The organism is Pseudarthrobacter sp. fls2-241-R2A-168 (assembly GCF_030209335.1).
Taxonomy (GTDB): Bacteria; Actinomycetota; Actinomycetes; order Actinomycetales; family Micrococcaceae; genus Arthrobacter.
Genome location: NZ_JARVSG010000029.1, coordinates 39,851 through 54,604, shown reverse-complemented (window position 1 = coordinate 54,604; position 14,754 = coordinate 39,851). Strand labels below are relative to the sequence as shown.

Below are 14,754 nucleotides of genomic sequence, written 5' to 3'. Positions count from 1 at the left end.
ATGCTTCCGCGGCTGCCGTGACGTTGCTTCGGGACAGGCCCGGAAAATCAGGGTGCTGGCTGACTTTCGTTCCGATGATGATCTGGGACCTGTTGGAGCGCCGTGTCATCCAGTTTCCGATGATGGTCTCGGATTCCCCTCCAGTGTTGCCCTCCGCCCAGGCAGAGTAGCTGTCTGCTGTGTCGACGAAGTTGCCGCCCTGTCCGGTGAAGGCGTCCAGAACGCTGTGGGAAGTTTGTTGGTCAGAGGTCCAGCCGAAGGTGTTTCCGCCCAAGGCGAGCGGGAAGATCCTGAGATCCGAATGTCCGATAGTCGTCACGTGGAGTCCTTCTTGTAGTGGGGTCTGTCCAGTTCGAGGGGGCGTCAAGTTGTCTGTGTAAGGGGCCGGTCGGTTATCCGGTCTGCTGGGAGGACACATCGGAAGTGGGTTTGGGAATTTAACAGCGAACGCGTTTAGTGCCTGGTGCCAGCCTTGGGTGCCGGTGCCGAGCTCGCCGCCGCGGGTGGTCTCGATGTTTCTGATTCCCACGTAGACCAGATTGCGCGGCCTCGACGCATGCCAAATTCTCAGGACCCTCCTAGATCACCGCGCGCCTTTTCAGTTTGTGACGGCATGCTGGATGTTACTCCCGAGCCTGGCGGCCGGAGCGCACGTCGCAGCATCCTCCCTGAACGCCGCAGGCCGGCCGGACGAGGTGACGAGTCTGGTGGACGCCCTGGTTGCCGCACTGGAGCCATCACTACGCGCGACAACATCACGGATGCTTATGGGAACGAGATTGGAAACGCATCACGCGGGTGACGGGAGTCATATACCTCAGGTCTTGATAGTCAGTGCCAACATCCTTTCTTCGGGGGCACGTTGCCTTTACAGCAGCGACCCTTCAAGGCTCACACTTTCGTCGCTGGGGAGTTGGGGCAGCACCTTGTCTGCGAAGAGCTGCAGACTGGACCAAGAAAAATCTTCGTCCAGCCCGCACAAAGTGGGGTTGATGATCATTGCGGTGCCCCGATCGTGAAGGGACTTGCCGTACTCGATGCATTCACCGGGAGTGAGGACCTGGTAGAGGCCCGTCGCTTTCAGTGCGTCCACGTCTTCCGCCACCTGATAAGGCGTCGCCACGTCTGTCGTTGCCGCGTTCTTGGCATACATGTTGGTCTCATGGAACGCGAACGGCGCGATCTTATGCCACGCAGCCTCGGGATCCTCCGCGACGAAGAGGAACTGATGCGCACTCACGGCGTCAACGACGATTGGTTCCTTGCCAAGCTCACGACAGGTGTTTTCATAGATGGCAACGAGCTCCTGATCGAGCACGGCAGGTGCGAAACCGTCGCCTAAGCGCGCCGCCCGCCGCGCGGACGCTGGAACGTTGCCACCGACGAAGATGCGAGGGCCCCCGTTTGGCGGGACCGGGCGAATCGAGACCGGCCGCCCTTCATATTCGAAATCCTCACCGGCAAAGGCACGCCGCAGGACCTCGATGCCAGCCTCCACGCGCCTTGCTCGGTCTTTCAGCGAAACACCGAACATGTCAAACTCTGAAGGCACGTATCCGACCCCGATCGTCAGATCAAGCCGGCCGTTAGCGATGATGTCGAGCACAGCTGCATCTTCGGCAACTCGTACCGCGTCATGCAAAGGAAGTAGCAGCGCGAACAGGTTGAGCCTTATCCGCTCGGTTCGGGCCGCGATCGCCCCCCCGAGCACGAACGGAGAAGGATTACACCCATCCGAACTGCCATGATGTTCAGTGAATTGCACTGTCTCGAAGCCCAGCTTGTCGGCCCAGGCAGCCTGCTCGAGATGCAACTTCGCAACCCGCGTCGCCGGTATTCCAAAGTCGGCACTCCGAAGATCACATCGAAGCCAAATTTTCGCCATTACAAGTCCCTTTCAATTCTAGGATGCCGGGCCGGTCGTGCCGAAAGGTACGACTCCTCCAGCTCTCGCACCCGCGTCTTGACTTCGTCAGAGGGCCCCTGCAGAGCCACCTTGCCGTCGCGCAGCACATACACACGGTCGGCGACGGCCAGCGCCGACTCGACCTTCTGCTCCACGAGGAGAACACCGATGCCGTTGTCCTTTGCAGCGCTGCGTACGACCTGAAGCAATCGCTTCACCACAAGCGGCGCGAGTCCGAGCGACAGCTCATCGATGAGGAGCAGCTTCGGCTTGCGGGTGATCGCGCGTGCAAGGGTCACCATCTGCTGCTCACCGCCGGACAGAAGACCCGCAGGCCGATTCATCAGCTTCCGTAGTTCGGGGAAAATCGCAAGGCATTCGTCCGCATCGACACGACCCACCCTGAAGTTCTCAGCGGTGGTCATCTGCATGAACACCGAACGCTCTTCCGTCACGAACGCGAGACCGTCGGCCGCCCGCTTGTGCAGCGGGTCGACCCGCTTGTTGCCCAAGAAGTGCACTTCACCACTCAGCGCCCGAAGCTCGCCAGAGACCGCCAACAGCGTCGTCGTCTTACCTGCCCCATTCGGCCCAAGCAACGCGACGACTTCTCCGGCTTCGACAGTGATGTTCAGATCCCTAACGAACGGATGCCCGTGATAGCCCGAGGACAGATCCTTGGTTTCCAGCACTGCGGTCATTGCGACTGCCCTTTCCCAAGCACAACCGTCTCCTGCGTGAACGCATCAGCCGATGCGGACTCATTCTTGTCATTTCCGCCCAAGTACGCGGCAATGACTTCCGGACTCGCCTGGACTTCGGCAGGTGTACCGACCGCCAATCGCTTACCAGTATCCATCACGACCACGCGATCGCTGACCCCCATCACCAGACCCATGTCGTGTTCGACCAGCAGCACGGCGATACCCCACCTCGCGATCTGGCGGACGACCCCTTCGAACTCCTTTTTCTCTTGCTCCCCGAGACCCGCTGCCGGTTCATCAAGCAGCAGAACCGATGGTTCGGACGCCATTGCACGAGCGACGGCAACCAGGCGCCGCTGGCCGTAGGCCAGATCATTGACGCGTTTGTCGAGTACGTCCGCGAGCCCGAACTCTTGGATGACTGCCTTGGCGAGCGGTCCGAGTTCCGGTCGCTTCATCGATACGAGGTCTCCGAAGTACCGGCGCGACTTTCCGTCATCCGCCGCGATGAGCAGGTTGTCCTGCACAGTCAGGCTCTCGAACAGCTCCAGGGACTGAAACGAACGACCAATACCCTTGCGCGCTCGCGCGTGCGTCCAGTCCTTCGAGATGTCGACGCCGTCGAGCTTGACTCTCCCGGCGCTCGGGACAAACCCAGTGATCGCATCGATACATGTGGACTTGCCAGCCCCGTTCGGTCCGATCAGCGCAACCACCTCACCGGGTTCGACCGAAAACGACACCCCGCTGACGGCAACCACGGCACCGAACTTCACCGTGAGATCCTGGACTTCGAGGCGCTTCGGCGCGACTTTCACCTCCCCCACTTCCGAGGGGTCGGCCGCGGCGCCAAGTTCAGACTCGAGGGTTCCGCTCTTAACCGCGCTTGCGGATGGACTCCTCCGACGCGGGCGCTCACGGATGGCGTCCGCTGCCTTCACCCAATCGCGGGCGAAGCCATCGGGCTGCAGCAGGATGAACAGGATCACGAAGACACCGCTCAGCACCTGCAACCAGACACCGGAGGCATCCGGCCAGATCACGTCAAGTAGCCAGGCACCGAACGAACCCGGTGCCAATTGGCCTCCCGCGGGCGCTCCGAGGACGAACCCCACACCACCCACAAACGCGTAGGCGATGACAGTGATTGACTGCATAGGATCGAAATCTGCCGGGGTGAAAGCGGAGTTCTGGAATGCCAGTATCACACCGCCGAGACCGGCAACCGCAGCAGCCAGGCCGAACGAGTAAAACTTCGCACCGACCACATTAACCCCGAGTGCAGCAGCGGCACGTTCGTTGGTCCGCACTGCGAGCAGGCGCCCTCCGGATGTCCCCCGACGCACCGCCGCGACCGCGAGGCACCCGAGTAGGAAGATGATGAATGCAAACAACGCGTAACCCGTCGAATTTCTGATCGGCGAAATGTCGAACCCGAACAGGCTCACTTTGGGGACAAAAATACTGCCGTAGGGTCCCGTGAAGAAACCGTTTTTGAAGACGAGATCGCTCGTAATACTCGCAATGCCGAGCGTGACGATGGCAAGATTCATCCCTCTTGTGCGAACCGCCGGCAGCGCGAAAACCAGGCCGATCAGGACCGTGGTGATCAGCGCCACGATGATTGCGGGCAGGAGTGGGAAAGCTTGCTCGCTCACCAGCTTGGCCGCAATCATTCCGGTGATCGCAGCGAGGGTAGCCTGCGCTAGCGAGAGCTGACCGGTATAACCTATGAGAACGACGACTGACAGAACGATGAGTGACCAACCGAACGTGCCAGTCGCTGCTGCCTGGAATTGATCGTTGAACCAGAAAAGTATCCCGGCACTGACCAGCAGCACGACGATGGTCAAGGGAATCCACCGTACCCGTCCCGAACCCACCATGGGCAGCCGCTCGATGACCAGCGATCGACTGAGACGCTCCCGGCCCCGTGCGATGAGGACGAGCAGGATCAGGATGAACGGGAGGCTCTGCGCCACACCTGTTATCGGAACGAAGTTGAAGATCAAGGACTGGCCGACGCCGGTGGCCACAGAGGCGAGCAACAGCAATGGGAACGACTTGAATCCCGCAAGGAGCACTGCGGCAAGCACCGGAATGATCATCATTGGCATGCCGTCGGCGGAGACTGTGGTGATCGGGGCGATTAGAACCCCAGCGAGGCCAGCAAGCGCGGAGCCGAGGGTCCAGGTGAGCGCGCCCAGTTTGATCGGCGACCACCCAAGAGTGGAAGTGGCGCGCGAATTTTCGGCGATCGCGCGGAATGCCAGACCTGTGGCCGTGTAGCGGGCCCCCACCCAGAGCACACCGACCACCAACGTGGCAATCGCGATCAAGATGAGACGATCCCAACTGATCGCCGCGCCGAAGATCTCAACAGTGCCCCTCGGAAGGAAGGGCTGAAGGCTGAACGGACCGATTCCCCAAATCAGGACTGCAAGCCCCGGGAGCAGAATGAGGAGTCCGAGTGTGGCAATGGTCCGCGCCGTCGGGGAACTGTCGGCCAGCGGCCGCATGATGACGAAGTAGACAACCATGCCCAGCACGGCAGTCACCAAGACTGCCAGGGCAATACCGATGTAGACGGGGAACCTCATCACATTGGTGAGGCTGTGATAGAACAATGCAGCGACCAGCGCCAAAGCGCCCTGCGCGAAGTTGATCACCCCAGAGCCCCGGCTGATGAGGATCACGCCCGACCCGAGGAGCGTGTAACCGGCAGCAGCCCCAAGACCGAGGAGCGCGTATTGGAGGATGTCGCTCATCCTGAAACGCTCCTTCCAGTTTGGAGGATAACGGCGCAAACGTATGCATGCATCCGCCCACGCACCGCCTCGGGCATCAACTTAATTCGGCACGGTGTGACAACTCGCATGACCGATGACTCGCTTTCTTCTTCTTCTTCTTTGAAGGATGGGGAACCTTACCCCGTTGTGTGGCCGGGACCAGAGGTCCCGGCCACACGAGTTGAAGCGTTGAAATCAGGCTAGGCCGATCACTTCTCGCCCTTGATAGTTGGGACGAGATCCACATTCTGCGGGATGTCGAGATCGACGGCCTTGCCGTCCTTGAATGTCGTGAAATACGTCCTCATCTGCGGCATCCGCTCGTAGCCTTCAGGACCGGCCACGCCCGGAGTCCAGGTCACGAACTCCATGAGATTCAGACTCGTCGAAGGATCGTTCAAGACCTTGAGAAGGGTCTCACGAGTTACTTCGTCGCCCGGGATGGCTTCGATCGCTGCAGCCGCTGCATACACACCCTGCCAAGCTTGCACATCATTCATCCATGACCGGTCGTAAACGACGGCATCCAAATAGTTCTCGACAGACTTGCCCTCGAACGCTGCCATGTCGTTCACGAACTGCTCCATCATCGGGTACTTCTTATACTCCCGCGGCGACGGGTAAGCGGAGGGGTTTAGAAAGTTCTCAAGGAGCTCGCCGTTTTCGGCCGCATCATTTTCACCGATCGTCTGGGGGTTCGCTGCGAGGGCGGGCTTGTGGCCAATATCTGCCAAAGCCTTCATGAGGCCGAGGGCGGGACCGGCACTGGATATGAACTCCACAGCATCCGCGTCCATGTCCTTCACCCGCTGAGCCAGTGGCGAGTAGTCAGGCATGCCGAGGTTAAGGATCTCGACCGGAGACGTTACATCAATGTTGTATGGCGGCGCGAAGTCGCGCATCAGCTTGCCGTTGTTCTTGCACGCCGGATACTCGCACTCCACCGGAGTGATACTTTTGTGGCCCAACTCCTTTAGCATGAGCGGAGTTGAAAGAATGGCCCCACTGACACCCGCTGAGAGCGGAAAACTCATCGGACTGGTGAAGTCGCTTGGGGACCCGCTGGTGCCGAGCCCGATCGATGGGACATTGGCTTGCTCCAGTATCGGCAGCGTCTGGTCGGTGAACAGATCGTCCTGTCCCACCCAGGCGAGGATGTCATCGCTTGTGCCTTTACGCGCGCAGTCCAGCGCGGGCCCCTGGTCGAAAAGATTTTTGCACTGCACGAGCTCCAGTTGGCTACCTTTCACGCCGCCATCTTTGTTGATCGCGTCGACGGCCGCCTTGGCTGCGTTGCCGACATTCGGCTTGCTTGAGGCCACGCTATCGCCGGCGTAACTGACGAACAGCTTTATCGACCCGCCGGCGGCGCTGTTTCCGGACCCGCCCCCAGCAGCAGTACAGGAAGCGAGTAGCGCCCCCACCGCTAAGGCTGCGATCCCCCCAAATCCAGCCCGAAAACTTGGTGATCTAACGGTCATGGTTGCCTCTCTCCTTTGATGAGTAACCCGATAAACCATATTTCTTCCTATGGTCCGGATGTTAGTATTGAGTACTATGGATCCCACCGCAAGGGCTTGCATGGTTTTCATGACTCGAATAGGATGCTGCATCGCGAGCGGAAGCCACTGAACCGCCGGTTTTAACCTTTGGCGACGATAGAGCGCCGAACTCCTTCATGTCGACAACCGCTATGACTTGGGGCATGGGCTTTCCGTGCCCGCGTAGTCAGAGAGCCTTCAGGGAACCAACTGCGGTCAGTTGCAGATGGAACCGTCCCTATTTTTGCTGCTTCTATGCGGGGTTGGTTTCGAGGCCCTCATCGTGTATTCATGTTGCGATCCCAATACTCGAACACTGCAGACATGTCGCCACCTCTGTGACGAGTTTGCGAAACTCGACACAAATCGTGGCGATATACAAGGGTGACTTGACCCTAGAGTTCTGCACCGTGACTGGAACAGCGCTATGTGCGCCAGTCGCGGCAGTCAGCCGCACTTTTCCACCCTGACATTGGGGGAGGGGGACGCAGTCTGATTGGGCATGCGGAAAGTATTGGTAGACGGTCTGCCTGCTAATCCGGAAGTCACGCGCCTGAACGCTTTCGGAACACGGTTGCTGCTGGGCCATCTCTGCCGTCCGTGCGACGTCAGGTTTTTCCGTTGTTTGTAAACTTCGCGCTGTTGGGTCAGGGTGATGCCTTCGCGCTGGCGGTCGCGGATGAGGGCGCGTTTAACTACGGCGAAGGCGCCCATGACGGTGAGTATGAGGTTGGCTGTGGGGGGAGTCCTCGCCAGTGAAGACCGGCTGGTTTTTGAGCAACTCCACGCGCACGCCTCGACGGGTAAGGTTCTGAACCAGGGCGCGCAGGTCCAGCTATCACGAGTTCGAATGTCAAGTCGTGGCATATGAAGGTCAAGACCCGCCCGGTGGGAGATGCCGCTCAGTCTAGTGCAGCGGCCATGTCCTCGACGACCAGATAGTCGTCCTGGTCCGGCTGGAGCTCCAAGCTTTGCCAGTATCGCGGCAGGGCTGCCTTTCCGGACACGTGCTCAGTGCGCCCCATGGGCTTTTGCTTTTGTCGGCAGGCCCCGCCGGGCCGGTGCCATACAACAACGTCTCCTGAGCATGCCGAAAGGATGGCAATGGCAGGAATGTTCGAACTAATTGTCGACGCGGAATCGGCTTTCAGGTTCCGTCTCGCAGCGCCGGATGGCATCATCATGGCAGTGTCCAAGCCCTTTGACACTAAGACTGACGCTGTTGCCGGCATCGCCGCCGTGCGCGAGTACGCCGGCCTGGGCCTGATCAGCGACCACTGGACAGCGGCCACCGATGCCGCATTGCCTAGTGTCCGCGATGATGCCGCGTCGGCCTACCAATTTCGCGCGAGTCCCAAAGCTCGACTTCCAGCTCCCGCCAGGGCCGTCCGCAGGGCCGTGTCCGGTCCGAGCTGGGCCGGGGCAATACACGACCTTTTCTAAGCACCGGGGACGGCCCTTTTCGACCCCTTGCGGCGCTTTACATAAGGTCCACTACCTGCGTTTGAGTGGGCCATGTAGAAGTAGATGAGGGAACTGGTCCCGCGTGTTTTCGGGCGTTTTTAGCTTAGGCCGAAGTCGTGTCACATGGCAGGCAACCGTGCGTTGAAGACGTCTAGCATGACCCCGCGGCTCAGCCAAGAAGACTCTCACCGAACGGAGCGGTCTGGTCGGTTCCGCTTCCTTCGACGAGCCGTACACGCTGGCGCGCCCACTCCGGGGCTTGATCTGAAGGACCACCAGTTTTGAGCCGGCGGCCTCAACGAACTATGCATGCCAAGTTCCGAACGCCTTCACCAAGTGGTACAGATCTCCCAAGTACTGTAGAAGCTGGGAACGCAATGCTGGCAAGCTTGACCAGACCGCTGAGCGGTTCTCGGACCGCGGCCACGTGCGTACGGTCAAACTGCAGGGACGCCAGGTCGGCGCCCCGGACCGCCCCAGATCCCGCCTTCCTGGCAGGGCCAGCCAGTAATCTTCATGCCGTCGGCCAGCGGGTGGGGGCTGCAGGCTGTCGGCATGTATGCCAACGCCAGCATCGCCATAACCACCAGAATAAATGCGAGGCGGGCGCAGCGCGATCAAATCCATTCCCTCGCCGAAGCCGCAGCGCAAACGTTCGACGAGGTGAAGGTTCTGGCTTTCATGACATTTAGTTCTGGGCCCACCTCAGAAGGAGCCTGTGAAGCGAAGGACTGCCCTGGAGCAGGCAGCCGGCATATCAGTTTCCCGTCTTTCGTTTCGATCAGCGCCGCACGATCGACTTTTCCGATGCACAGGAGTCATGCGCTATCAAACGGAAGCGATTTCCATCGCGTTCGGGCACGACACCCGCTGTGACTACTAGCCGCCGATCACGGGCGCAGGCCGCCTCGTCGTCGCAGGATCGGGATGACCTGATCGACGAAGGGCGTCGAGCCCGTCGTGACGGTCGTCGATGACGAGGATGCCGTGGACAAGGAATTCGCGGAGTAACAGGCCCTGACTGGCGAGCTCAACGGCACGAGCAGCCTGTGGTAGGGCCTCGGACGCAGACCCCCGACTTGTTAGCTGGATAGAGGCTTGTCGGCAGCGGCCGGGCCCAGGCGGACGCCGAGCACCGCCGAAAAGTGCGCCAGGTTCCCCCGCATCTGGAGCGCTACCACCTGAGAACCGTAAACCACTACAAAGCACAAATAAATATGTATATGATTACTACGAACTAAGTGTGTGATGCAGTGATCAGGTACTCAAGGGCCCATGATTATCAGCCCGGACGCGTCCTTTGTCAGTACACCGGAAAGAGAGAATTCATGGAGTTCAGGATTCTGCTGGGCGGCCAGCCTGCAATGACTGCGCAGCGTATGAACGGCGTTCGCAACGAGAAAGTATCAGTGCAGATGCAACTCATGGCGGGCGTCTGTTGAGCGCTACACCGCGCAGGAAATCCCTCTCTGCATTTGACGCCGCTGTCTCCTCGGTGGTCTCCGGTGCCGAACTCACCGTAGATGAAGCCGAGGTTCTGCTGGGCGCACGCGGAGACGATCTCAAGGAGCTGTTGGATCTCGCATCAGCGAGCCGCGACGCTGGTCTAGCTTCAGACAAGCGCCCGGGGATCATCACTTACTCTCGCAAAATATTCATTCCGCTGACTACGCTATGCCGGGATCGTTGTCACTATTGCGTCTTCGTCGAGACTCCGAACCAGCTGGCGAAGATGAACAAGCCGAGCTACATGAGCGCGGAACAGGTGCTCGCAGTCGCTCGGCAAGGAGCGGCACTTGGATGTAAGGAGGCGCTCCTTACCCTTGGCGATCGGCCGGAGGACCGCTGGCCGGATGCTCGTGCGTGGCTTACCGCGAATGGTTACACGTCCACACTTGAGTATGTCGGCGCGATGGCCGCACTCATTACCCGTGAGACGGGCATGCTCGCTCACCTGAATCCCGGCGTCATGAGTCTGGACGAGTTGCGAACGCTCCGGCCCGTTGCTCCTTCAATGGGAATGATGCTGGAGACCACATCACGGCGACTCTTCGAGGAGCCGGGGGGCGTGCATTACGGATCTCCGGACAAAGATCCTGCCGTTCGTATGCGCACGATCGAAGACGCTGGGATTGCCCGTATCCCCTTCACGACGGGCATTCTCGTTGGTATTGGCGAGACGGCGGCAGACCGGGCGGAGTCACTTGTTGCCCTTCGAGACCTGCAGGCGAAGTACGGGCACATTCAGGAAGTCATTGTCCAGAACTTCCGCGCCAAATCGATGACTGCGATGCAAAATGCAGCCGATGCTACGTGGTGGGACTACATCTCCGCCGTCGCGGTGGCGCGTCTCGTGATGGGCTCGGCAATGAGGATTCAGGTCCCACCGAATCTCTCAGATGTCGAGGAGTTGGGCATGCTCGTCAGAGCCGGTATCGATGACTGGGGCGGCGTTTCACCGCTCACGGCTGACCATGTCAACCCGGAGCGGCCCTGGCCCAACCTTGACAATCTTGCGGTCCGGACAGCAGATCTAGGATTTTCTCTTAGAGAGCGTTTGACTGCTCATCCCGGGTATCTCGCTAAAGCCGACAAGTGGCTCGATCCCGCCATCGTTCCAGCAACAATGGCCTTGGCTGATCCGGCATCATTCCTCGCTCGCGTTCAGATCGATGGAACGACGACCCGGCCGCAGGCGAGGCCCGACCTATCTCAGGCCGAATCTGCGGGCCCGCGCGAACCGGATGGTACGCCCCTCCGAGCTGGACGAAGCAGCTCCAGCCAAATCCGCTCCCTTGTTGCTCGTGCCGCCGATGACCCCAGCTCTCTGGACAATGGCGAGTGGGTGGCCTTGCTCGAAGCGACCGGGGACGATCTCGACGTGCTCGCACTGACCGCCGACAGTGTGCGGCGATATACCGTTGGTGAAGCTGTCAGCATAGTGGTCAACCGCAACGTCTCCTCGAGCGCCTATCGCACAGTCCCCTGCGGGGACCCCGGCACGTACAACTCGGACGAGCTTGTTCAAATTGCGTTGGATGCATGGGAATTGGGAGCAACAGAGCTGTGCGTCCAGGGACTTCTACCAGCGGATGAGGACCCTAAGGGGTACGTTCAGATCGCACGCGCCATAAAGTCAGCAGTGCCGAGAATGCATCTTCACGCATTCCGTCCCCAAGATATCAACGACCTCGCCACACGAGGGGGACTGGGGCTCTCTGGCGCACTCGGAGCCCTACGCGAGGCCGGAGTCGACACGGTACCCGGAACCGGAGTGAAAGTCCTCTCGGAACGGGTTCGGAGGCTCGTGGCGCCAGAGGACCTGGACACGGATGAGTGGGTTGAAATTATCTCAGCAGCTCACCGGCTCGGCCTCCGATCGAGTTCCGTAATGTTCTACGGTCACATCGAAAGCGCGGAAGAACGCGTCGCGCACCTTCGCGCGCTGATGAGGATTCAGTCCCAAACGGGCGGTTTCACCGAGTTCGTGCCAATACCCCTGCCCGGGCACGGCAATCCGCTTGTCCCGAGCCGCGCACCACTAGACGAGCACCGTGCGATGTTCGCCGTCTCACGTTTGATGCTCTCGGGTGTGATCCCTCATATTCAGGTTGCCTGGACGCGACTTGGTATTGATGGGGCTAAGGCTATGCTCCGGTGCGGGGGTGACGACCTCGGTGGCACTCTTCTCGACGGGCGCGTGCTTCCCGCCGTCGGAGCCGAGAGTGGGTTGACGTTGCCTCTCGCAGACGCCCGACGGCTCGCACATCAGATGTTCCGTTCGTTCCGTCAGCGACTCACCGACTACCGCGAACCTGACGCTGATCGAAAAGCTTCATAATGCGAGTCGAAACGGCAATTGTGGGTGCAGGGTTCGCCGGAATCGCTGCGGCGATTTCGCTGGGCCGGGCCGGACGAGGCTCGTTTATCATTCTTGAGCGCGGTGCGTCCGTCGGCGGTACGTGGCGCGATAACACCTACCCAGGGGTCGCCTGCGACGTCCCGTCGCACCTGTACGGGTTGGAAAGCCACCCAAATCCAGCATGGTCTTCCGCATTCGCCAGCGGATCAGAGATACACGGTTACCTCGAAGCGGTCGTTCGCGACGAAGACTTGACCGGACGGATCCTTCTTAACACTGCAATGACCGGCGCCCAGTGGAACGGCCGCACGTGGCGCATAGCGGCTGGCGATCGTCAAATCGTGGCCGACCACCTCATCCTGGCCTGCGGGAGGCTGACTGAACCGCGCGTGCCGACCGTCCCAGGGCTCGGAACGTTCCCCGGGCCTATGTTCCATTCGGCCCGCTGGGATCACAGCGTAGAAGTCGACGGCACAAGAGTTGCGGTTGTCGGATCGGGGGCGAGTGCAGTACAACTCGCGCCGGCGTTATCGCAGCTCGGTGCGAAAGTAACGCTGTTCCAACGGAGCGCCGCGTGGATCTTACCAAAAGGCGACCGGCCCTACACGCCAGAGGAGCAGAGCCACTGGCGGTCTTATCCGGCGGAGCTCGCCCGGGTCAGGGACGAGCTCTACCGGGACGGTGAAGCGCGATTCGCTTCCCGCGCCGGAGATCGCGTCGCTGCGACGGCGGCCCGGAAACTGGCTCTGCGCCATCTGTACTCGCAGGTCGATGATCGGGGCCTTCGACGGGTACTTACCCCCGACTACGCTTTCGGATGCAAACGTGTACTCCTGTCAGATGCCTTCTATCCCTCTATCGCCTCTGGTGAAATCCAGTTAGAAGCTTCGGCGCTGGCCGCTGTCGAGGGGAACACTCTCACTGCTGCGAGCGGGACTCGTAGCGAGGTCGATGTCCTGATCCTGGCCACGGGCTTCGAGACGACAAGGCAGCCCTACGCCAGGCTTATCGAAAATGAGAACGGCCTGACGCTCGATCAGCACTGGTCAACGGGAATGACGTCCGTCGGATCTATCTTCGTAGCAGGCTTCCCCAGCCTGTTCGTGCTGAACGGGCCTAACGCCTCCTTGGGCCACAATTCCTCAATTCTGATGATCGAGGCCCAGACAGACTTCACGGCTCGCCTCATCGCCGCCGAGCCCGGACCCGTTAGGGTCTCGGCCGACGCTGAAACAGCGTATACCCGCGAGATAGTCACACGAAGTGCAAACACGGCGTGGATCGCAGGCGGCTGCCGTAACTGGTACACCGATGGCCGAAGCGGGCGGCTCACCCTGCTGTGGCCCGGCACTGTTGAAGCGTACCGTGGCCGCTTGGAGCAGGTCTTAGCCGCGAATATCGAGACAAACCACCAAGAACCGGCCCTGCTGTCGAAAGGAACATCATGACCGTACCCATCCGCTTTGGCTACAAGGCGTCCGCAGAGCAGTTCAAACCCCGCGAGCTTCTAGAGTTCGCCGTGCTTGCCGAGGAGGTGGGGTTCGATTCGGTGTTCGTCTCGGACCACCTTCAGCCTTGGATGCACGACGGCGGCCACGCGCCCGCAGCGTTGCCCTGGCTCGGCGCCCTGGGCGAACGTACCTCGCGCATCATCATGGGCACGTCGGTACTGACCCCCACGTTTCGATACCCACCGGGCGTGGTCGCACAGGCGTTCGCGACGTTGGGATCGCTCTACCCGGACAGGGTGATCCTTGGCGTCGGCACGGGTGAAGCGCTGAATGAGGCGACCCTCGGCCTGGATTGGCCGGACCCTCCGGAGCGCTTCCAGCGGTTGAAAGAGGCCATCGGCCTGATCAACCGCCTCTGGACCGAAGAGCGCGTCACCTTTGATGGAACGTACTACAGGACCAAAAACGCGACGATATACGATAAGCCTGAACGGCCCGTTCCGATCTATATCGGCGCATCTGGTCCTGCGGCCACACGCCTTGCTGGACGAATCGCCGACGGCTTCATTACCACCAGCGGAAAGCCGACAGAACTGTACACCGAAACTCTGCTGCCGGCTCTCGATGAGGGTCTCACCAAAGCCGGCCGCAACCGGGGCGACATTGACACGCTTATGGAAGTCAAAGTATCCCTCCACAGCCACCGAGCCGCGGCGCTGGAAAAGACACGCTTTTGGGCACCACTGGCCCTGAGCGCCGAGGAAAAGATGGGCGTCGAAGATCCGCTGGAGATGCAGAGACTCGCCGAGGCCCTCCCGATCGAGCGGGCCGCCTCACGATTCATCGTGTCTGACGACCCAGATGAACACGTGGCATCCATCGAACGGTACCTCACGTTGGGGTTCCGCCACCTCGTGTTCCACGACCCCGGCCACAATCAAGAGGAGTTCCTGAGAACATATGGCTCCGAGATTCTCCCGCGTTTACGCAAGCGCCTGTCCGGTGCCTGAGACCAGCGGCGTGGAGACGCGTGGGCG

At 60.4% G+C, this 14,754-nt stretch carries 10 protein-coding genes; 4 read left to right on the top strand and 6 right to left on the bottom strand.

Annotated features, from left to right (window positions below; genetic code table 11):
- The 6 genes from QRN11_RS15585 to QRN11_RS15560 form a co-directional block, all read right to left on the bottom strand.
- Positions 1 to 319 (bottom strand): aldo/keto reductase (locus tag QRN11_RS15585; RefSeq protein WP_285313492.1); only part of this gene is annotated, 319 nt, incomplete at its 3' end.
- A gap of 549 nt (positions 320 to 868) precedes the next feature.
- Positions 869 to 1,885: an LLM class flavin-dependent oxidoreductase gene (locus QRN11_RS15580; protein WP_285313491.1), complete on the bottom strand. Its 1,017-nt coding sequence runs from the start codon at positions 1,883 to 1,885 to the stop codon at positions 869 to 871.
- Positions 1,885 to 2,607: an ABC transporter ATP-binding protein gene (locus QRN11_RS15575; protein WP_285313490.1), complete on the bottom strand. Its 723-nt coding sequence runs from the start codon at positions 2,605 to 2,607 to the stop codon at positions 1,885 to 1,887. The genes QRN11_RS15580 and QRN11_RS15575 overlap by 1 nt, the downstream gene beginning before the upstream one ends.
- A complete protein-coding gene (locus tag QRN11_RS15570; protein WP_285313489.1) occupies positions 2,604 to 5,378 on the bottom strand; it encodes a branched-chain amino acid ABC transporter permease/ATP-binding protein in 2,775 nt (924 codons plus the stop codon). The genes QRN11_RS15575 and QRN11_RS15570 overlap by 4 nt, the downstream gene beginning before the upstream one ends.
- A 230-nt stretch (positions 5,379 to 5,608) precedes the next feature.
- On the bottom strand, positions 5,609 to 6,880 hold the full coding sequence (locus tag QRN11_RS15565) for an ABC transporter substrate-binding protein (protein ID WP_285313488.1): 1,272 nt from the start codon (positions 6,878 to 6,880) through the stop codon (positions 5,609 to 5,611).
- Positions 6,881 to 7,842: 962 nt separating this feature from the next.
- On the bottom strand, positions 7,843 to 7,965 hold the full coding sequence (locus QRN11_RS15560) for a hypothetical protein (protein ID WP_285313487.1): 123 nt from the start codon (positions 7,963 to 7,965) through the stop codon (positions 7,843 to 7,845).
- Positions 7,966 to 8,044: 79 nt separating this feature from the next.
- Between QRN11_RS15560 and QRN11_RS15555 the strand changes: the two genes are divergently transcribed.
- The 4 genes from QRN11_RS15555 (at position 8,045) to fgd (ending at position 14,727) form a co-directional block, all read left to right on the top strand.
- The gene (locus QRN11_RS15555; protein ID WP_285313486.1) at positions 8,045 to 8,383 is read left to right on the top strand and encodes a YegP family protein; all 339 of its coding nucleotides are present in this window, start codon (positions 8,045 to 8,047) and stop codon (positions 8,381 to 8,383) included.
- Between the two features lie 1,459 nt (positions 8,384 to 9,842).
- Entirely contained in the window at positions 9,843 to 12,245 is a 2,403-nt protein-coding gene (gene cofG / locus QRN11_RS15550) for a 7,8-didemethyl-8-hydroxy-5-deazariboflavin synthase CofG (protein WP_285313484.1), read from the top strand.
- Positions 12,245 to 13,714: a flavin-containing monooxygenase gene (locus tag QRN11_RS15545; protein WP_285313483.1), complete on the top strand. Its 1,470-nt coding sequence runs from the start codon at positions 12,245 to 12,247 to the stop codon at positions 13,712 to 13,714. Before cofG ends, QRN11_RS15545 begins: the two co-directional genes overlap by 1 nt.
- The gene (gene fgd, locus QRN11_RS15540) at positions 13,711 to 14,727 is read left to right on the top strand and encodes a glucose-6-phosphate dehydrogenase (coenzyme-F420) (protein ID WP_285313482.1); all 1,017 of its coding nucleotides are present in this window, start codon (positions 13,711 to 13,713) and stop codon (positions 14,725 to 14,727) included. Before QRN11_RS15545 ends, fgd begins: the two co-directional genes overlap by 4 nt.
- The last annotated feature ends 27 nt before the right edge of the window (positions 14,728 to 14,754 follow it).